The sequence below is a fragment of the Desulfosalsimonas propionicica genome (genome assembly GCF_013761005.1).
Taxonomy (GTDB): Bacteria; Desulfobacterota; Desulfobacteria; order Desulfobacterales; family Desulfosalsimonadaceae; genus Desulfosalsimonas; species Desulfosalsimonas propionicica.
This window is the reverse complement of record NZ_JACDUS010000002.1, coordinates 207,683-232,427: the sequence shown is the minus strand read 5'-3', so window position 1 is coordinate 232,427 and position 24,745 is coordinate 207,683. Positions and strand designations below refer to the sequence as shown.

The following is a 24,745-nucleotide window of genomic DNA, read 5'->3' as shown; positions in this document are numbered from 1 at the left end:
GGCAACAGTTTAAATGATCAGGATAAAATAAAAATGAAAGATGCAAGCATTCCGGATCCACGGGAAATCGAAAAAGAAATATCTGATTATCTTACAAAAAAATATGGCAACCAGGTCAAGATCGTCTCACCCGTGGTGGTTCCTGACAAACAATCCCCTGAAGATGACGAAGGTAAGGGAGAAAATAACGGTGGCATTCGTTTTGACCTGAAGCCCGAAGAACTCATCGGCTATCTGGATCAGTACATTATCAAGCAGGACAGCGCCAAGCAGACCCTTGCCACCAAGGTCTGCACGCATTTCAACCGCATCGAGCATCAGCGCCAAACCGGGACCCAGGACGAATTTGAAGGCCGGATCAAAAACAACATCGTCATGATCGGTCCCACAGGTGTGGGCAAAACCTATATGATCAAGCTGATTGCCAAAAAAATCGGCGTGCCCTTTGTCAAGGCAGATGCCACCAAGTTCAGTGAAACCGGCTACGTGGGCGGTGATGTGGAAGACATGGTGCGCGACCTGGTCCGCGAAAGCGACAATGACATTGAGCGGGCCCAGTACGGCATCGTCTACATTGACGAAATCGACAAAATCGCCGGAAGCCGGCAGCATTTTGGCACGGATGTGTCACGAAGCGGCGTGCAGCGGGCTCTTTTAAAGCCCATGGAGGAAACCGAGGTGGAGATGAAAGTTCCGCATGATCCCATCTCCATGATTCAGGAAGTCGAACAGTTCAGAAAGACCGGCAAAAGAGAGAAGCGATCCGTTAACACCAAAAACATCCTCTTTATTGTCAGCGGGGCGTTTTCCGAACTGCCCGAGATCATCAAAAACCGCACCACCCAGCAATCCATCGGGTTTGGTGCAAAAATCGACAGCTCCCGGGAACCCACATCCCTTCTTTCCTTTGTGAAGTCCGAGGATTTGGTGGAATACGGATTTGAATCCGAATTTATCGGCCGGCTTCCGGTGCGCTCGGTCTTTGAACGCCTGACCCGGCAGGATCTGCTCGATATCCTCCAAAACCCCAATAACCCGGTTATCTTGAGCAAGCGGCTTGATTTTGCCACCTACGGCATTGACGTACGGTTTTCAGACGAGGCCCTGGAGTTGCTGTCCGGGCAGGCCTATGATGAAAACACCGGTGCCCGTGGACTGGTCAGCGTTATTGAGCAGGCTTTGATTCCGTTTGAAACCCGTCTGCCGTCCATGAACATCAGGCGGTTTCCGGTGACCCCGGAGGCCATCCAAAATCCGGAAAAGGCCCTTAAAACAATGGGCCCGGGTGGCGACAGCGCCAAACAGGAAGCCGAGTTTGCCCGTATTGCCGAACAAAACCGCAGCCACATCATTGACTATATCCGCAAAAACCGAAAAAAACTGGCTGAACAATACGGCCTGCCGCTATCCAAATCCAGAATCGCAGCCATTGCCGATTATTACTGGAACTATGTGGTGGAAATCGGCACGGCCATGCACCGGATAAAGCATTTCTACGACCGGATCAAAAAAATTGAAATTGACTTTTACAATCGTCATGATGTCAATATCGTATTTGAGGAAGATGCCATTGACTTCATTTCCGAGAAAATGACAAATGAATCGTTGAATATTGACCAGATCTATCGTAAGCTATCCGGTGATTTTGAATACGGCCTGAAACTGGTTCGGGACAAAACCGGCAAAAACCGTTTTTTTATTCCCGGCTATGCCCTGGAACAGCCCGAAGCGTTTCTGGACAATCTGATTAAAACCGAATTTGCCAAACATAATATCACCCCGGAATCCATACACAAAGAAGACCGGGTGGAATAAATCGGAAACGAGGCATCCATGATCGGAATTTCCAAGCTTTACTGCGGCACTGTGGAGCCGTCTGACGCGCTTCGCTACGGCCGCCAGTCCGGGCAACTGCCCTCACACCTGCTCCAGTTCTCAATTGACAAGCGCCCGGTGGTGGTCTGGAACATCACCCAGCGATGCAATCTCAAATGCATTCACTGCTATGCCCATGCCAAGGCCAGACAGCAGGACAATGAACTGACCACCGACGAAGGCAAGGCCTTAATAGACGATCTGGCAGCAATGGGCGTTCCGGTGCTGCTGTTTTCCGGCGGTGAGCCCCTGATGCGCAAGGATATGCCCGAACTGGCGCAATACGCGGTAGAAAAGGGCATGCGCGCGGTGATCTCCACAAACGGAACCCTAATTGACGCAAAAACCGCCGGGATTTTAAAAGACATCGGCCTTTCCTACGTGGGCATCAGCTTAGACGGCAGTCGGGATATCAATGACCGTTTCCGGGGCGTGGATGGCGCTTTTGACCAGGCCCTGGAAGGCATCCGAAATGCAAAGGAAGCCGGTATCAAGGTCGGGCTGCGCTTTACCATCAACCGGTTTAACGCAGAGGAAATCCCGGCCCTGTTTGATCTGCTGGAACAAATGGACATTCCCCGGATCTGCTTTTATCACCTGGTCTATGCCGGCCGGGGTTCCACGCTTGTCAACGACGATGTCAGCCATGAGCAAACCCGCCGGCTCCTGGATCTGATCATGGACCGCACAAAAGATCTGCATGACCGGGGCAAGCCCAAAGAAGTGCTCACCGTGGACAACCACGCAGACGGTCCCTATGTATACCTTCGCATGCTGGGCGAAAATCCTGAGCGGGCCGCCGAAGTCCTTGACTTGCTGCAGATGAACGAGGGCAACAACTCGGGCCGGGGCATCGGGTGCATCAGCTGGGACGGCGAAGTGCACGCAGACCAGTTCTGGCGGCATCACAGTTTCGGCAACGTCCGCCAGCGGCCCTTTTCCGAAATCTGGACCGACACCGCAGCCGATCCCCTGCTGGCCCGGCTCAAGGAAAAGAAAAAACATGTCAAGGGACGGTGCGCCCAATGCCGGTGGCTTGATATCTGCGGCGGCAATTTCCGGGTGCGCGCCGAGGCGGTCACCGGTGATGCCTGGGCCCCGGACCCGGCCTGCTACCTGACAGACGAAGAAATCAACGCAACGCAGTAAAAGAGCCTGCTTTTTACCTTTAATCTTGCAAGGACGAAAAAATGCAGTTTCCCGATTACCGGCCCCGGCGCCTTCGGCAGACCGGGGCTTTCAGGCGCATGATCCGCGAAACAACCCTGAAAACAGACGATCTGATCATGCCCTTTTTTGCCATCGGCGGAAAAGACGTTAAAAATCCCGTACCCTCCATGCCCGGCCAGTACCAGTTGTCTGTGGACAACCTGGTCAAAGCCGTTAAGCAGGCCGCGGACCTGGGTCTTCCGGCAGTGATTGTCTTCGGCCTGCCGGACAAAAAAGATCCCCTGGGCACCCAAGCCTATGCCAAAGACGGCATTGTCCAGAAAGCCGTGCGCGCGGTCAAGGACAAATGCCCGGACATGATGGTGATCACGGATGTGTGCCTGTGCCAGTATACGGACCACGGCCACTGCGGTATTGTGGACAAGGGCGTGATCGACAATGACGGCTCCCTTGACCTGCTGGCCCGCACCGCCCTTTCCCATGCCCAGGCCGGCGCGGACATGGTGGCCCCGTCCGACATGATGGACGGCCGGGTGGGAATGATCCGGGAGACACTGGATGAAAACGATTTGGCCCATGTGCCCATCATGTCCTATGCAGCCAAGTACTGCTCGGCCTATTACGGCCCGTTCCGGGAAGCGGCGGATTCCTCCCCGCAGTTCGGCGACAGGCGCACCTACCAGATGGACCCGGCCAATGCAGTGGAAGCCGTAAGGGAGGCCTCTCTGGATGTCACCGAGGGCGCAGACATTCTAATGGTCAAACCCGCCCTGCCCTACCTGGACGTGATTCACCGCATCCGTGAGGAATTTGACCTGCCGGTGGCCGCCTATAATGTTTCCGGCGAGTATGCCATGATCAAGGCGGCTGATCAGATGGGCTGGCTTGACGGCAAAGCCGTGGCCCTGGAAACACTGACAGCCATTAAGCGCGCCGGGGCGGACATGATTCTGACATACTTTGCCATGGAAGCCGCCCAACTGCTAAATCAATAAGGATTTGATGCAATGAGTTCTGATCCACAGCATCCCCATGCACAGTCATCCGTCCAGGGCGGTTCTCCCGGGGGGCCCGGCACCCTGCGGCTGGTTGCCTGGGAAACCACCCGCAACTGCAATCTCTCCTGCGTGCACTGCAGGGCCGCTGCCACCTGCGGGCCGTATGCCGGTGAACTCGATACCCAGGCCTCTTTTCGCCTGCTGGACCAGATCGCCGAAACCGGCAGTCCCATTGTCATATTGACCGGCGGCGAGCCCATGCTTCGCGAAGATATCTACGACATTGCCGCCTATGGCACCCGGCTTGGCCTTCGCATGGTCATGGCACCCAACGGGACCCTGATCACGCCGGAAACAGCCAAAAAAATTGCCGATTCCGGCATCCAGCGCATCAGCGTGAGCCTGGACGGCGCTTCTGCTAAACGTCATGACGGGTTCAGGGGCGTGGAAGGTGCTTTTGAAGGAGCCCTTTCCGGCATCCACGCGGCAAAACAGGCAGGCATTGAATTTCAGGTCAACACCACTATCACGCAGTTAAACCGAGACCAGATACCGCAGATCATGAAACTCGCCGAGGATCTGGGGGCCGTGGCGCTGCACATTTTCCTTCTGGTGCCCACGGGCCGGGGCAAATATATCGTTGATCAGGCCATCACTGCACAGGAATACGAGGAAACCCTGAACTGGTTTTATGATCAGAAAAGTCGGACAAACCTGCAGCTCAAAGCCACTTGCGCGCCCCATTACTACCGCATATTGCGCCAGCGGGCCCGCGCGGAAGGAAAATCCGTGACCTGGCAGACCCACGGTCTTGATGCGGTCACCCGGGGTTGTCTGGGCGGCACAAGCTTCTGCTTTATCTCTCATCAGGGAATCGTCCAGCCATGCGGTTTTCTGGATTTACACTGCGGGGATGTGACCCGGGATTCCTTTGTCCATATCTGGCAGAATTCCGAACAATTCCAAAAACTCCGGGATTTTGACCAGTTAAAGGGCAAATGCGGAATCTGCGAATACAAGCGGGTCTGCGGCGGATGCCGGGCCAGGGCATACGAGGCCACCGGCGACTGGCTGGCAGAAGAACCCCTTTGCCTGTATGAGCCCGCCAAAGCAGCGGCCCGAAACGGATAAAACCCGGCCGGACAAAGACACCAGATCCGGCAGTTTTTTGAAACACATCAAGTATACGGCCAAAGGAGGGTTATGGAGATCAGGCAAATTTTTTTGCCGCAGATGGCCAACTTCTGTTACATGGCAGGAGATCCGGACACAAAAACCTGCGCGGTGATTGATCCGGCCTTTGATCCGGAAAAAATCATGGCTGAAATCAAGGCTGCCGGCTATACCATCACCCACGTGATCAACACCCACGGCCATGCAGATCACACATCCGGCAACGCTGCCATCCTGGAGGCCGCCGATGCGCGGTTGTGCATCCACGAGGCAGATGCCCAAAGCGTATCCAAACTGCTGTCCCGGACGCTTAGCCGGATGGCCGGGGGAAAAGGCTCACCAAAGGCCGACTGCATCCTGCACGACAAGGACATCATTGAAATCGGGGAAAGCCGGCTGCATGTCATCCACACTCCGGGTCATACCCCGGGCTGCATCTGCCTGTACACCCCCGGCCACGTGTTTACCGGAGACACCCTGTTTGTGGAGGCCGTGGGCCGGACCGATCTGGGCGGCGGATCTTATGAGCAGCTGCTGGCCTCTGTTCACGAAAAACTCTTTGTCCTGCCCGATGCTACCCGGGTCTGGCCGGGCCATGATTACGGCCCGGCTCCGTGGTCCACCATCGCCCATGAAAAACAAAACAATCCGTTTTTATAAAAATGCAGCCCCATGACCTGACCTGCCGCCAGATGGCCGGCCAGCGCATTATCGCCGGTTTTCAGGGCACAGGGATTAACGCGGATTTAAAACATCTGATCCGCGACCTCTGTGTTGGCGGCATTATCCTGTTTTCCCGAAACATTGAAACCCTGGGGCAATTGCGCCGGCTCACGGCGGATGTGCAAAAATATGCCAAAGACTGCGGCCGGCCGCAGTTGTTTGTTGCCGTGGACCAGGAAGGCGGAAGCGTGGCAAGGCTAAAAGCCCCGGATTTTACGGAATTTGGCCATGCCGCGAATTTTTCCGGCAAAACCGACGCAGCCCGGTTTGCCCGGATTACGGCGGCAGAACTGGCTGATTCGGGCATCAACATGGACATGGCCCCGGTCATGGACGTGGCCGACCCCGGCATTGAAAGCGTCATGACCAGACGCGCCTTTGGTACGAATCCCGGTTATGTGGCTGAAATGGGCACAGAGATCATCAACGGCCTTCAGAAAAAGCGCATCATGGCTGTGGCCAAACACTTTCCCGGCATCGGCCGCACTACGCTGGATTCCCACCTGGACCTGCCGGATCTCAACACCCCGGCCCAAAGCCTCCATGCCCGGGATCTTGTCCCGTTTCAGGCGGCTGTCAAGGCAGATGCCGCCGGCATCATGCTTTCTCACATCCGGTATATGGCATTTGACCGCAATTGGCCCGCCAGCCTGTCTGCTGCCGTGGCCGAAAGGTTGCTGCGCGCTGAGATGGGTTATAACGGGCTGGTAATGACCGATGATCTGGAAATGGGGGCTGTGGAAAACCACTATGACATGGAAACCATGATTTCGCAAATCATGGCTGCGGGCATTGACATTGCGCTGATCTGCCACTCAATGGACAAGATCAGAACAGCAGCCCAAATATTTGAACAGACCATAAAGGACGAAAATCAATACCGGCGCCAGACTGAATCGGTTTCCCGCATTTTCTCAGCCAAGCGCCGGTATTTGTTCTAAGCGTTTTTATTGTTATCGATCATATGTATTACTGCAGCGATTCCAGCGCCTTTTTGCGCTGCTGTTCGTATTCAGCTTCCGTGATCAGGCCTTCTTCATAAATCTCCTTTAAATATTCCAGCTGATCTTTGACTTCCTTGCGAAGAGCTTCCTTGTCCTGCGGGGAAGGTGCTGGTGCCGGCGCGGGCTGAACCTCCTGCGCAGGCTGCCGGGTCTGCATCTGCTGCGGCTGCTGGACCTGCCGGAAAGAGTCGGACTGCTGCGATCCGGAGGGTGCGGCATACTGCATACCGGTCTCCTGGCCGATTTGCCGGGCAACGGCTGCCCTGAGGTGCTCGAGATTGACAGCCAGGCGCATTGGTGCTGATTTTCCGTCTTCAAACTGATATACCTGCATGTAAGGCTTGGGCGCGATCACCTCGGTGTCTGCGTGCCGGAGTTCCAGCACGTCAAACCGGTGGCTGGACCTTGAACCCTTGGGCTCGCCATCCACGTCAATGACCGCATTGATCCAGGCAAAGGCGATGTGCAGAGTGCCGTTTTGATCCACAAACATCACACCTTCGGTTTTGCGCTGTTTTTCAAAGATCAGCTCAACGGCCCGGTTATGGGAGGTAAAATGAACCCGCTGGCCGGAATCCGCCGAAGCCAGAGCCTTGGAAAGCGCCGGGGCCAGACGGTCGATTTCCCTTTGCTCAAAAATCTGGGTTTCACTGGATCGGCCGATGACTGACGGCTGGGGCATGTAGCGCAGATCTTCAAGCAGCCAGCTCATGGTAAACGAATTGATTTCCGCCGGGTGCCTGTAGCTCTGATCCACCACCTGCCCGTTTTTCATCTGCTGTTCCAGGCGGACCACCACGTTTTTGTCCCTGGCCACATCCGTGTCCTTCCATCCCCCGCCGGAACTGCAGCCCGCTGCAAACAATGCAACCAGTAAAACCGCGATCATGTATCGCTTCATTTCATTTCCCCCAAACATTTGAGATTAGTTAAACAAATCATTTCAGTAAGATGCAATTAGAACAGCAAAGCGCCGGGACGGCTTTTAGCCCATGATAAATCCGGAACCCGCCATTTCAGATGCCCGGTACACATCATAGGCGGCCTCGTCCAGGGGATAGTCCCAGCAGCCCTGACGATGCAGCATCCAGCCGCCAAAGCCGGTTTTAAAACGATAAAGCCCGTACATGGGATGCTCCGGGTCCGGGTACGGCGAGACGCCAAACAAGTCATATTCCCGGCATCCGGCCTTATGGGCCCGGCTGATGGCCTCCCACTGAACGGCATAGGAAGCCATCCGGTTCTTATGAACCGAAGACGAGGCCCCGTAGAGATAAGTTGCCCGTGATCCGGAAATGGCCAGGATGATTCCGGCCAGGGGCTTTCCCTCCGCCTCTGCCAGCAGCAGATGCACATTTGCCGGTGACTGGCATTGCCGGTTTTTCACCTGAAACACCGAGGCAAAGTAATCCATGTCATTTAAGCTCATGTTGTGCCGACGGGCAGTCTGGCAGTACAGATCATACCAGGCGGCCAAACCCTCCATGCCGGCATCGCGCACGGTCACCCCTTTTCTGGCCGACAAGCCGATGTTGTAGCGCGTCTTGGGCTTCATGCGGGCAAGGATCCGGTCCCTGTCAGATGCCACGTCCACCAGCACGGTATCAGGGGGCAGTAGATCGGTTGGGGCTTTTCTGAGGTTCCAGTGCTCGGTGTCAAAATTCATTCGCATTTCCTGGACCCTTATTTTCGGCGCCCCCATCCACTGATTGTCCTCGGTGTACCGGTCGGGTTCATCGGCCCACGGAGACTGCCAGGGCAGATCATAACGGATAAAAACGCAGTTTTCCGGCAACTGCGTTCGGAGTTCTTCCGAAAGATTTTCCAGCCAGAACCCGCGCCGTTCTTCATCCGGCAGCAGTTCAGGCCCAAAGGGCACGTAGGCCATGCACGAATCTGTGCCAAGGCTGCGCAGCACCACCAGCATATCCCGGCTGCCGCCCTGGGGATATGCATACATGGACTCGGTTTGCGCATTTTCAGCCCGGTCCTTTGGCTTTACCATGAGGTCAAACGCCCGGGCCTGCCGGCCCTGCTGTTTTTTGAGCCGGCCCCAGTAAGCGGTCTGCTGCAGGTGCGGGGTGGGAATCAGATGTCTTGTTTTCTTCGGAATTACGGATACATCCATGGTCAGTATTGTTTTGTCCGGAACAGGAAAATCGTTCCGGTCTGTCTCCTTTTTCAGTGTTTCCGCCTATCGTGTCCGTAGTTTATCAAATTTTTGCCATATTACACAACATCACCCCCCAAGGTCAAGCCTTCATAAAGTTTTTAAGCCTGATATGGACAATCCGGAAAAATATATGCAATTATACCCTCTGCATTTAAAAAACCGGAAACAGTTACAGGGGATCAATCATGAAAGGAACCCATTTTACAATACTGCTTGTTGTGATCACAGCAGTTGACGTGCTTGTGCCCTATTTGTGGATCGGCGATATGGAAAGCCTCGGGGCGTCTTTTCTGTTCTGGTGCGCGCTGACCCTGGCTGTGATCGTGTTTGCCGTTGCAGCCACCCGCAACTGGGGGAGGCCGGTTTGAATTCTTTTTTTGTATGGCTGGCCATGATCATCTGGTCTGCGGCTGCGGTCTGTATTGCTGCAGCTGCCCGCAGAAACCTGCTTGCCGGGGCCAGCGAGTTTTTCATCGGCGGCCGGCGGCTGCGCGGGTTTGTCTCCGGCATGACCTATGCAGCCACCACCTACAGCGCATTCATGCTCGTGGGCCTGGTGGGCCTGACCTATAAAACCGGGGTGGGCGCCCTGGGCTTTGAAATGACCTACCTGATTTTCACGGTGCTGTTGCTTGTGACCTTTGGGCCGCGCTTCTGGCTGGCAGGCAACTGGTATGACCACATCACCCCGCCGGAACTGCTGGCCAACCGCTATGGCAGCAAATGGGTGGGCGTGGCTGCCGCGGCCATTTCCTTTTTCATGCTGATCCCTTATGCCTCGGTGCAGTTGATGGGCATGGGTTTTCTGGTCAGCGGCATTACCGGCGGGCAAATCCCATTTATGACCGGAGTATTGCTGATGGTAGCACTTTCCGGGTTTACCGCATTCTGGGCGGGCATGCGTTCAGTGGCCTGGACCGATGCATTCCAGGCCGTTACCATGATGATCACCTCCCTGGCAGCCCTGGGCTGGACCCTGTATCATTTCTTCGGCTCCCCGGCCGGATTTGCCGAAGCCGCATCCAAACAAATCCCGGAGCTGGTGACATTTACCTGGGAACCGGCCTTTTTTATCGGCCTCACCCTGCCCTGGGCTTTTTTTGCCCTGACCAATCCCCAGGTGTCCCAGCGTATGTATGTGCCGGATTCAGCCAGCAGCCTCAGACGGATGATTATCTATTTTGCCCTGTTCGGGTTTGTCTACACAATCATCAGCACCCTGTTCGGCCTGGAAGCCGCCATGCTCATCCCGGGCCTGGACAATCCGGACAAGGCCATGGCCCACATGCTTGCCAGGGTGCCCACTGCCATGAGCCTGGTCATATTTGTCGGCATCTTTGCCGCGGCCACATCCACCCTGGGCTCAATTGTGCTGACCCTGAGCTCCATGTTTGCAAGAGACATTGCCAAGCAGATCCGGCCCGGTATTTCTGAATCCGCAGAACGTTTTCTGGGCCAGATATCCATACTGGTGCTGCTGGCGGCCTGCATTGTTTTTGCCTGGCTGCGCCCCGGGCTGATCACGGTTGTTTCAAGCATGGCTTCAGGCGGGCTGATGGTGATGGCCCCGGCCATTGTGGGCGTGTTTTTCTGGAAAAGGGCCACGGCTGCGGGCGCGCTTTGGTCCATGATCATCGGGGGGCTGGTCACAGCAGTGATGTATCTGGCAAAGATCCATCCCCTGGGCTGGTGGCCCAGTGTCTGGGGCGGCGGCCTGACGGTTATTTTGTTTATTTGCGTCAGCCTTTTAACAACGCCGCCGGACAATGCAGGATTCTTTATTGACCGGGTGGAAAAAGAACTGGACCGCCACAACTTCCGCCCGTGGTATGGCCGGGCAAAAACACGACAGCCCGGGAAACACAGGCATGTCTAGTACACCGGAAATGTATCCATGACTTCATTGACGCCGGCTTTGGCAAGTTCCCTTGCGGTTAACCATTTGGCCCCGCGCCTGAAAAACTTTTTGGCTTTCAGCAGATTTTCAGACAGGGATTGCTGGGTTTCAGCAAAAGTTTGCGACCAGAGGACATCTCCGCTGTCCACTTCCACCAGATACAGGGCAAAAGCCACAGAGGCGGGCTGCGCAGCGCCGTAATCACTGCCAATCCGCTGCTGGTACCGCCAAACATTGCCAACCAGCATATAGTCCACATTCAGCTTTTCTCCCACCTCCACGACCAGATCAAGGGGCGTTTTTTCCTCAAAACCGTACTTTGCCGAATCATAGGCTTTCTGGACGATCTCCCGCGAAACGGCCCGGGATTCCAAACGCTGCAACAGTTTGGCCTGGACCATGTCGGTGAGAATCACATCTGCATTGTCTTTTAAACCGGTATCATCTTCGCAGAAACGGCCCATGGGACAGGTCAGGGTCTGGCCCTGCCCCTCGGGGTTCTGCCCCTTGATCAGGGGCAGTAAAGCAACAGAGGCCGTTTCATCTATTCCGTTGTCATTTTGGTCATGGGTTTGGGCCTGCACTGTGCTGCATAAAAACAGCATCAATAAGAAAACAAGCAGTACCTGCCCTGTTTTTTTAAAAAAATCCGCATGCCTGCCTGTTTTTTTCCTGTTCTGGAAGTTTTTCATTTTTTTGCCCCGCTGTGAACCTGTATTATGTTAGATTTGAGATAAGCATTGGTGTATACTTTATTATAATCATTTGGTGCAAATTTGTCAGCTATGATCCTGCAAAATCCCTAAATGCAAACAAGAACACTTACACGCGAGGTAAACCATGGGCCAAAATCGCATCTGCAGTCTGCTCGGCATCCGTTATCCCATCATCCAGGCCCCCATGAACTGGGTAAGCGGCGCTGCCCTGACCGCAGCGGTGTCGGAAGCCGGGGGCATGGGCACCATCGGACCCAATGCAGGGGCGAATAAAATCAACCCCGACGTGGAGGCCACCGGAGAACTGGTGCGAAAACAAATCGGCAAAGTGCGGGAACTCACAAACAAACCCTTTGCCGTAAATGTGGTTGTGGGCTTTGGCGAGGACACGAAATATTCAAAAAAAATCGTGGAGGTGTTGGTTGAAGAAAAGGTCCCGGCCGCCATCGTATCGGTTGGCCGGCCCGACACCTACACCCAAACCCTGAAAAATGCCGGCATCAAGGTGCTGCACGCCATCTCCACCGCCCGCCATGCCCAAAAGGCCCGGGATGCCGGCGTGGATGCGGTCATCTGCGAAGGATTTGAAGCCGGCGGCCACAAGGGGTTTACCGAGCTGACCACATTCGTGCTCACCCCCATGGTGGCCGATGCAGTGGATATTCCCGTGGTGACCGGCGGCGGCATCGGCGATGGACGCGGAATTCTGGCCGCCCTGGCCCTGGGGGCCGACGGCATTTACATGGGCTCGCGGTTTATGGCCACACTGGAGTCGGAAAGCCATGACAAGGTCAAGCAAGCCATTGCCGCAGCCAAAGACGTCTGCACCGTATCCGTATCAAAGGAATTCATGCTGGCCCGGGACCTGGCCAACAAGTTTACGGAACAATTCCAGGAAATGCGCAAATCCGGGGCATCCACCCAGGAGTTGATCGCTTTTCTCGAAGAGCACGGCCAGTACCAGTCCCAGCACCTGGGACTGGCCGAGGACGCGGAGATCTGCTGCGGCCAGGTGGCCGGCCTGATCCACGATATCCCCCCGGCGGCCCAGCTTATGGAAAAACTCCTATCAGACATTCAAAAGCGATTTTCTCACCTGGAGCAGCAGGTCAACAATTTTTTCTGAGCCAACACCCGGGTTGGCTATCGGAACATGCTCCCGATTTCAACCAGCAATGTGGCCTGCACGGCTGCCGTGCAGCAGGAAATCGCCGATCAGTTCCGCCGGAAAACCGGTCTGCTCACAAGCCGGCAGATCCAAACCCTGAGGGAGGTAAAAAAAATGGCCCAACAGGCCCTTGCGGAAAGGCTCGGCGTGGATGCTGCCGTTGTCCGGCACTGGGAAAAGGCCAATATTCAAAGCCAGGACATGGATCAGATTCTGCGCAATGTTTTGAAGTAACGGCTTTTACCCATCCTTTTCTCCACTGTCCCCTGCCCTTTCGGCCAAATGATTTTGATACGATCATTTCCAAAATGGTTTTGCTTGACAAAAAAATGATCAATGATTTAATAAAGTAACCATTGGTTATTTTATTTACTAAAAGTAAAGGAGCATGGGCATGCAATTGAATCTTGGCAATTTAATGCAGAATCGGGCTTTTTTATCACCGGATCAGGAAGCCGGGGTGGGCGACGGGTACCGCTACTCCTATGAACAAATCAACAAACGGGCCAATCAGGTGGCCGAGGTGCTGGCGGCCAGGGGTATTCGCCCTGGAGACCGGGTGGCCGTGCTGGGAAAAAACGATGAATGGGTGACCACCTGCCTGTTTGGGGCCGCCAAAATCGGGGTCGTAACCGTGCTGCTCAACTGGCGGCTTCATGCCCGGGAACTGGCTTTTATCTTAAACGACTGCACCGCCACGGCCCTGATTTATGACCAACAGTTTACCGACCCGGTGGAACAGATCCGGCCGGATATCGCCTGCCGGGTGTATATCTGCAGAAACAGCAGCAGCGCTGATCCGGATTTTGAAGCCGAACTTAAAAAAATGTCCGGCAGTGAACCCCAAAAGACCGGATCCGGCGGCGACCCGGCGCTTTTAATGTACACCTCCGGCACCACCGGAAAACCCAAAGGCGTGACCCTCTCCCATGACAATCTGTTCTGGGCCTCCATCGGATTGAGCCATACCATTGACTGGCGCAGCAAAAGCCGTTTTCTCTCAGTGGCTCCCCTTTTTCACATCGGCGGGCTGGCCCCGATTCTGGCCAACGTGCACCGGGGCTGCACCACCGTATACATGCCGGATTTTGATCCTCAAAAGATATGGTCGGTCATTGCCGATGAGAAGATCAATTTTCTGATGACCGTGCCGCTCATGCTGCAATACATGATCATGATGCCCGGTATGGCAGAAGCCGATCTGTCGCATCTGAACCAGATCATCTGCGGCGGTTCTCCTGTTGCCCAAAACCTGATTGCCGCCTACCGGGAAAAGGGCATTAACGTGCACCAGGTCTACGGGGCCACGGAATACACCGGTGCCATCACGTTCTGGACCCATGACATGCCCTGGGAAAAAGCAGACTCTGCGGGCAAGCCGGTATTTCACGGGGATGTTAAAATTCTTTCCCCGGACAACGGCGGGGAACTGGGCCCGGATGAAGTCGGCGAAATCTGTTTGTTCGGTCCCCAGGTGTTTACCGGCTACTGGAACAACCCCGCGGCCACAAAGGAAGTCCTGGTCAACGGATATTACCGTTCCGGGGATCTGGGCAAAAAGGACGCTGACGGGTTTGTTTGCGTGGTTGACCGGCTCAAGGATATGATCATCAGCGGCGGGGAAAATATTTACCCGGCGGAAATCGAGGCCCTGCTCGTCACCCAGCCGGGCGTGGCCGAAGCCGCTGTTGTGGGCAGGGCAGATGAGAAATGGGGAGAAGTGCCTGTGGCATTTATTGCCCCTCAAAAAGAAGCCCGGGTATCCAAAGCGGATATCCTTGAGTTGTGCCGGCAGAACCTGGCCGGGTTCAAACAGGTCAAGGACGTTGTTTTTGTGGAGGCGATCCCCAAAAACTCCGTGGGCAAAGTTTTGAAAAAAGATCTCCAAACCATGATGCCCTAAATTCGACTCTGTTTGGAGAAAAAAACAAAATTCAAAGGAGAGCACCATATGGAACGCAATCCAAGGGAAATCAATTCCTACAATTTCGACCCGTTTCTTGAGTGGCGAAATCAGGTGGACTACTACCGGGATGATCCGTTTATCCAACAGGTCCTGAAATGCTACACCGGAGACAAATTCGAAATGGTCGACCAGGCGGCCGGAGAAGTCTCTGAAAAAGCCTCTTTTCGGTGGCGGGATCTGGCCGATGCCATTGCCTGGCCGGAAAAACGGCCGTACATGATGCACTATGACGGCCACAATCATCGCATCGACCGCATTGTCCGGCCCATGGAAACCCGGGTCATGGAAGAGGAAGTCTTCAAAGAGGCCCTTTTTTCGAAGAAAACCGACCCATGGGTCAAACTGATCAAAATGTATCTGATCTATCAAAACAGCGAAGCCTGCATTGCCTGCCCCGTAACCTGCACCGAGGGGCTGGTGGCCATTATCGAACAGTTTGCCGACACCCCGGAACTAAAGCAGATCGTCCAGCACTGCAAGGAAGGCATTGACGGCGATTTTGCCATCGGCGCCCAATATTTGTCCGAAATCCACGGCGGCTCTGATGTGCCGGCCAACGTGCTTGAAGCCGTGGAACAAGACGGCACCTGGCGGCTGTACGGAACCAAGTTTTTCTGTTCCGCCACCCATGCCGACTACGCTGTTGTCACTGCCCGGCCCAAAGGGGCGGAAAAAGTGGCCTTGTTTGTGGTCCCCTCCTGGCTGCCGGGAAACAAGGAAAAGGAGATCCGAAACGGGTATACCATTGACCGGATCAAATGGAAAATGGGCACCAGCGAGCTGACCACGGCAGAACTGACTTTTGACGGGGCCGTGGCCTATCCCGTGGGCCCCCTGGACCGGGGGGTGGCCAACGTGGCGGGCGTGGTGCTCACTTATTCACGGCTTACCGTCGGGCTTTCCGGTGCGGCCAGCATGACCCGGGCGGCCCGGGAAGCCAAAAAATACAGCGAGTACCGGGAGGCCTTTGGCATGCCCATCAACCGCTTTCCCCTGGTGGCCGGCCAGATCCGGGAGATGGAAACAGCCGCCCGCAGAACCACAGCCGGGGCATTCCGGCTTTACCGGGATTTTCTGGCCCTGGAAGGCGGGCTCAAAGGCGGGATGACAAATGATGAAACCCAAGCGCAGAAACGCCATCGCTTTGACATCCGGGAACTGATCATGCTGCAGAAAATCACGGCTTCCTGGGATACTGTTGACATCACCCGGCTGGCCATGTCCATTTTCGGCGGCCACGGGGTCATGGAGGATTTTTCCTCTCTTCCGCGCATATACCGGGACGGGGCGGTCAACGAGCTCTGGGAGGGACCGCGAAATGTTTTGCTCACCCAGATTTATCGGGACATTCAGAAGGCAAAGTCCTGGTATCCGCCGGAAGAATTTGTGGCCGGAGTGCTAAAAGGCGCCGAGTCCGAAGCCGCCACTGCCCTGGCTGAGGAGATCAGGGAGCTCATTGCTGTGGCCGAACCCTTTGGCACAGACGATGCCTCACTGGATTTCTGGAAGCAATGGGACGGGTTCTGCCATCGTTTGTTTCATGCCTATCAGGATTTGGCCTTGTCTGAAGTGATGGCATCGGCCTGATCTTTCAGCTCTGTATTTTTCAATCCCCGGCAGCCGCGGTGCGCTCATGTGCCGCGGCTGCCTGTGTTGAAATCCCTTTTTCCAAAACCCGCGGTTGTGATATATTTCAATCTTTGATGCCAATGGCCGTCATGCCGTTATCAAACCATTAAAACAGGAGAATCAACCTGGCGCGCGCAACTGACATACCTGAAAAACAGACATTTGCGGATTTAAAGAAGCAGGAGCAAAATGCCAAGCGGGACGTCATTATTGATGCGGCAGAACGGGTCTTTGGGTTCAAGCCGTTTCATAAAGTCAACATCCGCGACATTGCCGCCGAAGCCGGTATTTCCCATGCCACCATCTACCGGTATTTTCCGGATCAGCAGACCCTTTTCATGGAAGCCTTTCTCCGGGGCGTGGAAGAAATCCTGGCCAGAATTGATGTCATTGCCGCAAACAACCCCCCAGGCAATCTGCTGGAAGCAGTTGTGGCCGACTTCATTGATTTTCTGACCCAAAAGGATCATTATTTCCGGATGATGACCCATTTCATGCTCGACGGTGAACTGGCCCCGGACCTGGTGGAAAAACTCAACAATGCCGCCCGTGCTTTGCTCAACCGGCTGGAAACCATATTTGCGGCCGGCCATACAACCGAAAACCCCCGGGCCATGGCCCGCGCCCTTTTTGCCGCAGTAAACGGCGTGCTGATCTCCTTTCGCAATTACCCGGGCCGGGACCGGCAGGCGGTTTTCGATCATATGCAGCTTCTTGGCAAACTCATTGCCAGACGATTCAGTTGATCAGTTTTGACGGCATCGTAAAAAGTCCAATATCTGCGTTACGCGCGATACCTCAGAATTTCACGTACGCTAAGCACGCTCCATTCTTCGGAATCGCGCAAGCCTTGATCTTGAACTTTTTACAAAGCCGTCAGATCCCGACTTTTTACGAGTGCATCAGTTTTTTAAACCGAAAAAATCCACCAGAGCGCAAAAAATCGCCGGGGCTATTTTTCGTAGATACCCACAAGCCGGTTCATGCCGATCAAATGCGGCTCGATTTTTTCCAGCAGCTGCCACTGGGTCAGGCCGGATTCCAGTTTCAGATCCTTGTTTAACGCCAGCAGCCACCAGAAGTAGTGATGGATGCCATGGCCGGGCGGTGGCTTGGGTCCTTTGTAGCCCTTTTCGTTGAAATTGTTGACCCCCATGGTGTAGTCGGGACATCCCTCCGGAATTCCCGAGACATCGCCGGCGATATTGTAGAGAACCCAGTGGACAAACCCGTAGGTGCCCGGCTCCACCAGCGGTGCATCCGGGTCATGACAAATAATGGCAAAGCTGCGTGTGCCCTCGGGCACTTTTGTCCATTCCAGGGGCGGGGATACATCTTCTCCGTAGCCGGTGTATTTTTGCGGAATCTGTCCCCGGTTTTCAAACCCCGGACTGGTCAATTGCATGTCCGAAAGTGCAAAACCCATGATTTTCCCTCCTTTCACCAATAACTGAAGTTGGCGGCTGTAAGTATTCGCGGGCAAAACTGATTACCAATAAATTAAGAAACCTTGCCTGCCTTGTCAACAACGCGCCTGCTACCCGGGCAAAACCCGGTTGTCGGCAACGCGGAATCCTGGTAGAAAAATACCTGAAATCATCTGCCTGAAACAATCGCCTGAATTCAGGAGCAAACAGAAAAACCCATGACCGGCCGCATTTTTCAAAACAACAACCTGCTTTTCCGGATTTTCCCTTTTATCCAATGGCTCAGGGGCTATTCATGGCAAATGTTTCGCGCAGACAGCCTGGCCGGGCTGACCGTGGCCGTGGTGCTGATTCCCCAGTCCATGGCATACGCCATGTTGGCAGGCCTTCCGCCGGTCTACGGCCTGTATGCGGCTGCCATTACCCCGATCATCGGCGGGCTGTGGGGAAGCCTCAGACAGCTGGCCACCGGTCCCATTGCCATTATGAGCCTGCTGGTGCTGACCACCCTCGCACCCCTGGCCGAACCCGGCAGCCGGCAGTTCATTGACCTGGCCCTGGTGCTTTCAATCCTTGTGGGGGCCATTTACCTGTCTGTGGGCATTGCCGGCATGGGCCAGGTCATGTCGTTTATATCCCATTCAGCAGTCAAGGGGTTTACCTCTGCTGCGGCCCTGATCATTATCGCCGCCCAGATCCCCAATCTGCTGGGACTCAGCACGGAGCGCCACGAATTTATCATTTTCATGCTCATTGAAATCGGGAAGAATCTTTCCGGCTTTCATCCGGCCACCGTGCTTATCGGGGTTTCGTGCTTTGTTTTTATCTATTTTGTCAAAAAATACCGGCCCGCCTTTCCGGCCGGGCTTGTGGCCCTTGTGGCGTCAACAGGCGCGGTGGCCTTGCTCAAACTCCATGAAGCCGGGGTTGCCGTGGCCGGAAAAAGCCCAGGCGGGCTTGCCGGATTTTACTTGCCGTCAGTGGCCCCGGAGACACTCAGCAACCTGATCGGTCCGGCGGTGGTCATCGCCCTGGTCAGCTTTGCTGAAACTTACAGCGTGAGCAAGGCCGTGGCATCTGAATCCAAACAGAAAATCGATGTGAACCAGGAATTTGTGGGCCAGGGCCTGGCCAACCTGATCGGGGGGTTTTTCCAGTGCTACCCGGTCAGCGGCTCGTTTTCGCGCACTGCCGTTAATTTTGCAGCCGGTGCCAAAACCGCCATATCAAGCGTTGTTTCAGGGCTTTTGGTGATTTTTGCCCTGCTGTTTTTAACCCCGCTTTTCACCTATATTCCCAAAGCCGCCCTTGCCGCTGTTGTCATCAGCGCGGTCATGACCCTGTTTCATCCCAGGGAGGTGCTTTCTTTGTGGCGTCAGAACAAAGATGACGGAATTGTGGCTGTCACGGTCTTTGTTCTGGCCCTTGCGGTCAAACCCGATTATGCGCTTATGATCGGGGTTGCGGCCTCTTTGATCTTTTTTATGTGGAAAACCATGCATCCGCGAATTGTGCAAATCACCAAGGACCCGGAAATCAATGTATTTGTCAACGCGGATGCCGCGGACAAGCCCGGCTGCCCCCAGATTCTTCATCTGCGCTCAGACAATGTCATATTTTTTGCCAACGCGGAATACACGGTGGCCCACATTCTTGAAAGGGTTGATGCGGTGCGCACCCCGCTGGTATATGTGCTTCTTGATTTTCAGGCAGTGGGCTTTATTGATATCACAGCCATTGATGAGCTGCGCGCGCTAAAAGATGAACTTGCGGCCCGGGACATGGGGCTGGCCATTTTCCACGTGCACCAGCCGGTGATGAAAACCTTTGTGTCTTCGGGTTTTATCCATGAAATCGGTGAGACCGGCATTGTCAGGCAGGCCGGTCTCACCGACCGGCACGGCGAGGTCCTGGCCGCCATTTTCAAGCAGATCGATCACGGCTACTGCCATGATATTTGCCCTTATGTATTGTTTTATGAGTGCAGCATAGTCAAATAAAAAGGAATTACCCGCTTATGTTTACCTTTATCCATGCTGCGGATATTCATCTTGACAGTCCCATGCACAAGCTCGAGGCTTATGACGGAGCCCCTGTTGAGGAATTCCGGCTGTCAACCCGCAGGGCCTTTGAAAATCTGGTGGAACTCGCGCTCGGGCAGCAAGTGTCCTTTATTCTGATTTCCGGAGATCTCTACGACGGGGACTGGAAGGATTACAACACCGGCCTGTATTTTATCAACCAGATGGTCCGCCTGCAAAAAGCCGGTATTCGGGTATTTGTGACAGCCGGAAACCACGATGCCGCAAGCACCATCACCCGCTCGCTGCGCATGCCCGACAACGTTACCCTGTTTGCCGCCAACCGGGCCGAAACCGCAACCATGGATGATCCGGCCGTGGCCATCCACGGAAGAAGTTTTGCCGCACCCGCGGAAAAAAACGATCTGTCCGCAGACTATCCCGCATCCCTGCCCGGCCGGTTTAACATCGGCATGCTCCATACCTGCGCCACCGGCAGACCGGGCCATGAAGCCTATGCCCCCTGCTCTCCGGCCCGGCTTGCGCAAACAGGATATCAGTACTGGGCACTGGGCCATGTTCACGATCACGAGGTATTGAACCGGGATCCCTTTATCGTGTTTCCCGGAAACACCCAGGGCCGGCATATCCGGGAGGCCGGCCCCAAAGGATGCGTTCTGGTGACAGTAACAGACAGCACGGATATTGACCTTGCCTTTACCCCCACTGACGTGGTGCGCTGGTGCCTGATCTCTGTTGACGCGGGCGGCAGCCACGACGCCCGTGAAGTGATCAGTGCGTTTGCCGGCCAACTGGAAACCGTGATTTCGGAAAACAATGCCATGCCCCTGGCCGTTCGGGTGGAAATCATTGGTGAAACAAAGGCTGCCGGCGAACTGGCCGCAGACCCGGAACGCTGGACCGGCGAAATCCGGGCCGCGGCCATTGAAACCGGCGCAGGCCGGGTGTGGGTGGAAAAAGTCCGGTTTTTCTGCCGTCTTCCTGCAGATGTTGACCATCCGCCTTCAGGCGGGGCAATGGAAGAACTTGTATCCCTGTTTGAGGACCTGGCACACGACCCAGAGGCCAGAACAGCACTTGGCAGCGAGCTTTCGGATTTCTGCCGCAAGCTGCCCATAGAGCTCAGACAAGACCCGGACGGCATCAAATGCGATGATCCGGATTGGATCAAGGAGCTTCTGGACCAGATCCGGCCGGAACTGGTGGGCCGGCTGATGGGCAAAGGAGAAAGATCATGAAAATCGATGCCCTTCACCTGACCGCATTTGGCCCGTTTACAAACACCTGCCTTGATTTCAGCAAGGCCGGCGGCCGGGGCCTTCACCTGGTTTACGGCCCCAACGAAGCCGGCAAAAGCTCGGCCTTGCGGGCCTTGCGCGCACTGTTTTACGGAATTGACGAACGAAGCGCCGACAGCTTCATCCACCCTTATGCCAAAATGCGTGTGGGCGCAACACTGTGCGCGGATAACGGGCAGCGACTCGATATTGTCCGGCGCAAGGGCCGGACCAACACCCTGCGGGGGGCAGACGATCAGACCGTGGTGGAGGAAAGCGTTCTGGCCGGTTTTTTAAACAACGTGGATGCAGATGTTTTTGCCACAATGTTTGGTATCGGCTATGATGATCTGGTGGCCGGGGGCCGCCAGATTGTCTCAGGGGGCGGGGATCTGGGCCAGCTCGTATTTTCGGCCGGCTCCGGCATCGTGCGGCTAAAATCAATCCGTGATGCCCTTCAGGCCGAAGCCGAGAATCTGTTTAAGCCTTCGGGAAAAAACCCGGCCATCAATGCCGCGTTATTGCAGTTAAAAGACATTGAAAAACAGCTCCAGCAGACCATGCTTCCCGGCTCCCGGTGGACAGAGCTTGAAAAGGAATACCGGCAGGCCGGGGAAAACCGCCAAAAAGTTGAAGCCGAGCTGCGGGAAAACCAAAAGGCGCGCCATCATTTGGACAGAATCCGGCAAGCCCTGCCTGTCATTGCCCGGCGGCAGGAAGTCACAGACCTGCTGGCCCAATATGAAAACACCCCGGTGCTGGCAGCCGATTTTGCCGAAACCCGCCGGGATCTTGTGTCTAAACTCGACATGGCCGGCAGGGAGGCCGAGCGCGCGGAAACCGCCATTTCCGCCATTGAAAAGGAAATGGCCGGGCTCCTGCCAGATGATACAATTATCAACAACGCCGGACTCATTGAAGATCTTTACCAGCAGCTTGGCAGCCAGCACAAGGCCGAAGCCGACCGGGTGGGCCTCGATACCCGGCGCTCTGCCCTGCTGGGCGAATGCCGGGAAATCCTGCGCAACCTCTCAGGTGAGTTAAGCCTTGAAGATGCCGAACAACTGCGCATCAAAAAGGAACAGGCCGCGGCCATCCGGCGCCTTTCCTCTGAATATGAGCAGATCACAACCCGAATGGAAAGTGCAAAAGAGACCCTGCCGGAAACAACCCGGGAAATCCGGCACCTTGAAGAACAAAAACAGCAGCTTTCCAAGCCCCGGGACCCGCAATCCATAGCAACCCTGGAGGCCGTGCTCACAGAAGCCCTGGAATACGCACCCCTGGAAAAACAAAACAAGCAGGATCTTGCCGGCATGGATGCCCGCAGGGCCGCTTTTGAAAACCGGCTGCAGCAGCTGGGCCTTTCCGCCAAAACCGCCGGGGAGCTGCAAAAACTGCCGGTCCCTGCAATAGAAACCATCCAGGTTTATGAAGACAGCTTTGATCAGGGCAAAACGCGCGCCCGGGAACTGGCCAGGGAGCGCCAGCAGATAGATGAGCAGCTCCGGGAAACCGAAACCCGCATAAATGCCGGGCAAATGGCCCAGGCCGTACCCTCCGAGTCTGACTTGACCACCGCCCGGGCCCGAAGGGATCAGGGCTGGCAGCTTGTCCGCACCCGGCTTGAAGGCGGCCGCGTCGACGAGCAGGCGATTTCCGAATACCTTGGCCTTTCAGACAACTGCACCATTCTGGCTGACGCCTTTGAATACCATGTAAAAGGTGCAGACGAACTTGCAGATCGCCTGCGCCGGGAGGCTGACCGGGTGGCCGAGCATGCAAGGCTTGCTGCGGACCACCAGACCGCACAAAACCGCCGGGCGGAACTGGATGCGGCATGCAAACAGGCACAGGAAGAGATTGAAAACCTTCGCGCTCAATGGGAAAACCTCTGGGCGCAAACCGGTATCTCTCCGAAAACGCCCAGGGAAATGGAGCGATGGATTCGGGATTTTGTGGTGTTAAAAAGCGATTTGTCCGAATTTGAGCAGGTCTGCGCAAAAGCACAGGATCTGGAAAACCAGACCGAAACCCGCCGGGCCGCCCTGGCAGAAGAACTCAAAAAACTGGATCCACAAACCGATTTTTCCGGCGTCTCCTTAAGCCGGCTCGTATTTCAGGCCCGCAAGATCATTGAAGATGAGAAAAATCTCGCTGCCGAACATGAAAAAATCGACTCCGAAGCCGCGGCCAGAAAAAAAGAACTGGCTGCGGCCAAAAACCGGCTTGAAACCGGACAAAAGGAATTTGAAAAATGGCGCGCCAGCTGGGCGGCAGCGGTTTCTTCTCTGGGCCTATCCCCGGACTCCCGCCCGGCTGAAGCCGAAGCGGTCATGGAGGATGTGCGCACCCTGTTTGAAAAGCTCAAAAACGCCGAAACCCTTCAAAAGCGCATCCATGGCATAGACCGGGATGCTGAGGCATTTTCCACCAAGGTCGCGGCCCTGACAGATGCCGTTGCCCCGGATCTTTCCGGCAGTGCGGCCCAGGATATCGTCCTGCAACTCCACGGCCGCCTGACCCGTGCCAGAGAGGACAGCACCCGGAAAAACACTCTTGAAAAACAACTGACAGCAGAGAAAAAAAACCTTGAAACCGCCCGCAAAAATACCCAATCCCTGCAGACACGACTTGGGCGGATGTGCGAGGAGGCCGGGTGCACGGATTACAGGCAGCTGCCCGAAGCCGAGCAGCGATCCGAAAAGCGCAGACAGCTCGACACCGAGTTACAATCCCTTGAACAAAGAATCCTGGAACTTTCCGGCGGGGCCACGGTGGAGCAATTTACGGCTGCGGCCGGAGCCGTGGATGCCGATACCATTGAACCGGAAATCATCCGCTATGATGAAAAAATTGCAGAGCTGACAAAGCAGAAAGACAGCCTTACAGAGACCCTCGGCAGCCTGGGAAATGAAATGTCGAAAATGGACGGCAGCGCAAAAGCCGCTGAACTGGCCCAGAAGCGCCAGGAAATTCTGGGCCGCCTGGATCCCGATGCCCGCCATTATGTCCGGGTCAGAATTGCCACCCGGGTGCTGGACCGGGCCATTGACCGGTTCAGGGAAAAAAACCAGGACCCCATGCTCTTTCGGGCCTCGGAGCTGTTTGCAAAAATCACCTGCGGTGCGTTTTCCGGCATGCGTCCGGAATTTGACGACACCGGTCGCCCGGTGATCACCGGGGTGCGGGGAGCAGAGCACGAACTGGTCCCTGTATGGGCCATGAGCGACGGCACGGCAGACCAGCTTTATTTGTCCCTGCGTCTGGCGGGTCTGGAAATGACAATGGAAAAAACCAGCCCCATGCCCTTTATCGTCGATGACATCCTGATCAAATTCGACAATGACCGGGCCGCAGCCGCCCTGGAAATCCTTGCCGATCTCTCGGCGCAGACCCAGGTGATCTTTTTTACCCATCACGCCCACTTAGTCGACCTGGCCCGGGAGTGCCTGGCAGATGACAGGGTGGTTTACCACCAGCTTTGATGGCGCCGTAAAGTCCAAT

General features: G+C 55.3%; 21 protein-coding genes. 16 read left to right on the top strand and 5 right to left on the bottom strand.

Translation table 11 applies throughout. From position 1 onward, the window contains the following. The first annotated feature begins 33 nt into the window (after positions 1 to 33). From HNR65_RS04410 to nagZ, 6 genes are all read left to right on the top strand, one after another. The gene (locus HNR65_RS04410; RefSeq protein WP_181550253.1) at positions 34 to 1,815 is read left to right on the top strand and encodes an AAA family ATPase; all 1,782 of its coding nucleotides are present in this window, start codon (positions 34 to 36) and stop codon (positions 1,813 to 1,815) included. Positions 1,816 to 1,833: 18 nt separating this feature from the next. After that, positions 1,834 to 3,024: a 12,18-didecarboxysiroheme deacetylase gene (gene ahbC, locus HNR65_RS04405; RefSeq protein WP_181550252.1), complete on the top strand. Its 1,191-nt coding sequence runs from the start codon at positions 1,834 to 1,836 to the stop codon at positions 3,022 to 3,024. 41 nt (positions 3,025 to 3,065) lie between these two features. Continuing rightward, positions 3,066 to 4,040, top strand: coding sequence for a porphobilinogen synthase (gene hemB, locus HNR65_RS04400; protein WP_181550251.1), 975 nt, complete (start codon positions 3,066 to 3,068; stop codon positions 4,038 to 4,040). 12 nt (positions 4,041 to 4,052) lie between these two features. Next, positions 4,053 to 5,174 (top strand): heme b synthase, encoded by a 1,122-nt coding sequence (gene ahbD, locus HNR65_RS04395; RefSeq protein WP_181550250.1) that lies wholly within the window; start codon positions 4,053 to 4,055, stop codon positions 5,172 to 5,174. Positions 5,175 to 5,246: 72 nt separating this feature from the next. Beyond that, positions 5,247 to 5,876, top strand: coding sequence for an MBL fold metallo-hydrolase (locus HNR65_RS04390; RefSeq protein WP_181550249.1), 630 nt, complete (start codon positions 5,247 to 5,249; stop codon positions 5,874 to 5,876). A gap of 2 nt (positions 5,877 to 5,878) precedes the next feature. Further along, positions 5,879 to 6,880, top strand: coding sequence for a beta-N-acetylhexosaminidase (gene nagZ / locus HNR65_RS04385; RefSeq protein WP_181550248.1), 1,002 nt, complete (start codon positions 5,879 to 5,881; stop codon positions 6,878 to 6,880). Between the two features lie 28 nt (positions 6,881 to 6,908). On the opposite strand, the gene HNR65_RS04380 is transcribed toward nagZ, so the two are convergent. Together HNR65_RS04380 and HNR65_RS04375 are read right to left on the bottom strand one after the other, a co-directional pair. After that, positions 6,909 to 7,844 (bottom strand): SHOCT domain-containing protein, encoded by a 936-nt coding sequence (locus HNR65_RS04380; RefSeq protein WP_181550247.1) that lies wholly within the window; start codon positions 7,842 to 7,844, stop codon positions 6,909 to 6,911. Between the two features lie 84 nt (positions 7,845 to 7,928). Continuing rightward, complete coding sequence (locus HNR65_RS04375) at positions 7,929 to 9,071, bottom strand: lipid II:glycine glycyltransferase FemX (RefSeq protein WP_181550246.1); 1,143 nt, start codon at positions 9,069 to 9,071, stop codon at positions 7,929 to 7,931. Between the two features lie 230 nt (positions 9,072 to 9,301). Here HNR65_RS04375 and HNR65_RS04370 point away from each other — a divergent pair, with 230 nt between their 5' ends. Next, positions 9,302 to 9,484 (top strand): hypothetical protein, encoded by a 183-nt coding sequence (locus HNR65_RS04370; protein WP_181550245.1) that lies wholly within the window; start codon positions 9,302 to 9,304, stop codon positions 9,482 to 9,484. Next, positions 9,481 to 10,992 (top strand): sodium:solute symporter family protein, encoded by a 1,512-nt coding sequence (locus HNR65_RS04365; protein WP_220128285.1) that lies wholly within the window; start codon positions 9,481 to 9,483, stop codon positions 10,990 to 10,992. Before HNR65_RS04370 ends, HNR65_RS04365 begins: the two co-directional genes overlap by 4 nt. On the opposite strand, the gene HNR65_RS04360 is transcribed toward HNR65_RS04365, so the two are convergent. Further along, positions 10,989 to 11,705, bottom strand: a complete 717-nt coding sequence (locus HNR65_RS04360) for a hypothetical protein (protein ID WP_181550244.1) — start codon at positions 11,703 to 11,705, stop codon at positions 10,989 to 10,991. The genes HNR65_RS04365 and HNR65_RS04360 overlap by 4 nt on opposite strands. A gap of 148 nt (positions 11,706 to 11,853) precedes the next feature. Here HNR65_RS04360 and HNR65_RS04355 point away from each other — a divergent pair, with 148 nt between their 5' ends. The 4 genes from HNR65_RS04355 (at position 11,854) to HNR65_RS04340 (ending at position 16,450) form a co-directional block, all read left to right on the top strand. After that, positions 11,854 to 12,855, top strand: a complete 1,002-nt coding sequence (locus HNR65_RS04355; protein WP_181550243.1) for an NAD(P)H-dependent flavin oxidoreductase — start codon at positions 11,854 to 11,856, stop codon at positions 12,853 to 12,855. Between the two features lie 27 nt (positions 12,856 to 12,882). Further along, positions 12,883 to 13,131: a helix-turn-helix domain-containing protein gene (locus HNR65_RS04350; RefSeq protein WP_181550242.1), complete on the top strand. Its 249-nt coding sequence runs from the start codon at positions 12,883 to 12,885 to the stop codon at positions 13,129 to 13,131. Between the two features lie 160 nt (positions 13,132 to 13,291). Then, on the top strand, positions 13,292 to 14,800 hold the full coding sequence (locus HNR65_RS04345) for a class I adenylate-forming enzyme family protein (protein WP_181550241.1): 1,509 nt from the start codon (positions 13,292 to 13,294) through the stop codon (positions 14,798 to 14,800). A gap of 48 nt (positions 14,801 to 14,848) precedes the next feature. Then, on the top strand, positions 14,849 to 16,450 hold the full coding sequence (locus HNR65_RS04340) for an acyl-CoA dehydrogenase family protein (RefSeq protein WP_181550240.1): 1,602 nt from the start codon (positions 14,849 to 14,851) through the stop codon (positions 16,448 to 16,450). A gap of 212 nt (positions 16,451 to 16,662) precedes the next feature. On the opposite strand, the gene HNR65_RS18125 is transcribed toward HNR65_RS04340, so the two are convergent. Continuing rightward, complete coding sequence (locus tag HNR65_RS18125; protein WP_269750851.1) at positions 16,663 to 16,788, bottom strand: hypothetical protein; 126 nt, start codon at positions 16,786 to 16,788, stop codon at positions 16,663 to 16,665. On the opposite strand from HNR65_RS18125, the gene HNR65_RS04335 reads away from it, so the two are divergent. Continuing rightward, positions 16,753 to 17,238, top strand: a complete 486-nt coding sequence (locus HNR65_RS04335) for a TetR/AcrR family transcriptional regulator (protein ID WP_353740027.1) — start codon at positions 16,753 to 16,755, stop codon at positions 17,236 to 17,238. The genes HNR65_RS18125 and HNR65_RS04335 overlap by 36 nt on opposite strands. A 206-nt stretch (positions 17,239 to 17,444) precedes the next feature. Here HNR65_RS04335 and HNR65_RS04330 read toward each other — a convergent pair whose 3' ends face one another. After that, positions 17,445 to 17,918 (bottom strand): YbhB/YbcL family Raf kinase inhibitor-like protein, encoded by a 474-nt coding sequence (locus HNR65_RS04330; protein ID WP_181550239.1) that lies wholly within the window; start codon positions 17,916 to 17,918, stop codon positions 17,445 to 17,447. A 219-nt stretch (positions 17,919 to 18,137) separates the two neighbouring features. Between HNR65_RS04330 and HNR65_RS04325 the strand changes: the two genes are divergently transcribed. Genes HNR65_RS04325 through HNR65_RS04315 form a run of 3 tightly spaced genes read left to right on the top strand, consistent with a single transcriptional unit; the run spans position 18,138 to position 24,726 of the window. Next, entirely contained in the window at positions 18,138 to 19,919 is a 1,782-nt protein-coding gene (locus HNR65_RS04325) for a SulP family inorganic anion transporter (RefSeq protein ID WP_181550238.1), read from the top strand. A gap of 17 nt (positions 19,920 to 19,936) precedes the next feature. Next, a complete protein-coding gene (locus tag HNR65_RS04320) occupies positions 19,937 to 21,199 on the top strand; it encodes a metallophosphoesterase family protein (protein WP_181550237.1) in 1,263 nt (420 codons plus the stop codon). Beyond that, on the top strand, positions 21,196 to 24,726 hold the full coding sequence (locus HNR65_RS04315; RefSeq protein WP_181550236.1) for a YhaN family protein: 3,531 nt from the start codon (positions 21,196 to 21,198) through the stop codon (positions 24,724 to 24,726). The genes HNR65_RS04320 and HNR65_RS04315 overlap by 4 nt, the downstream gene beginning before the upstream one ends. The last annotated feature ends 19 nt before the right edge of the window (positions 24,727 to 24,745 follow it).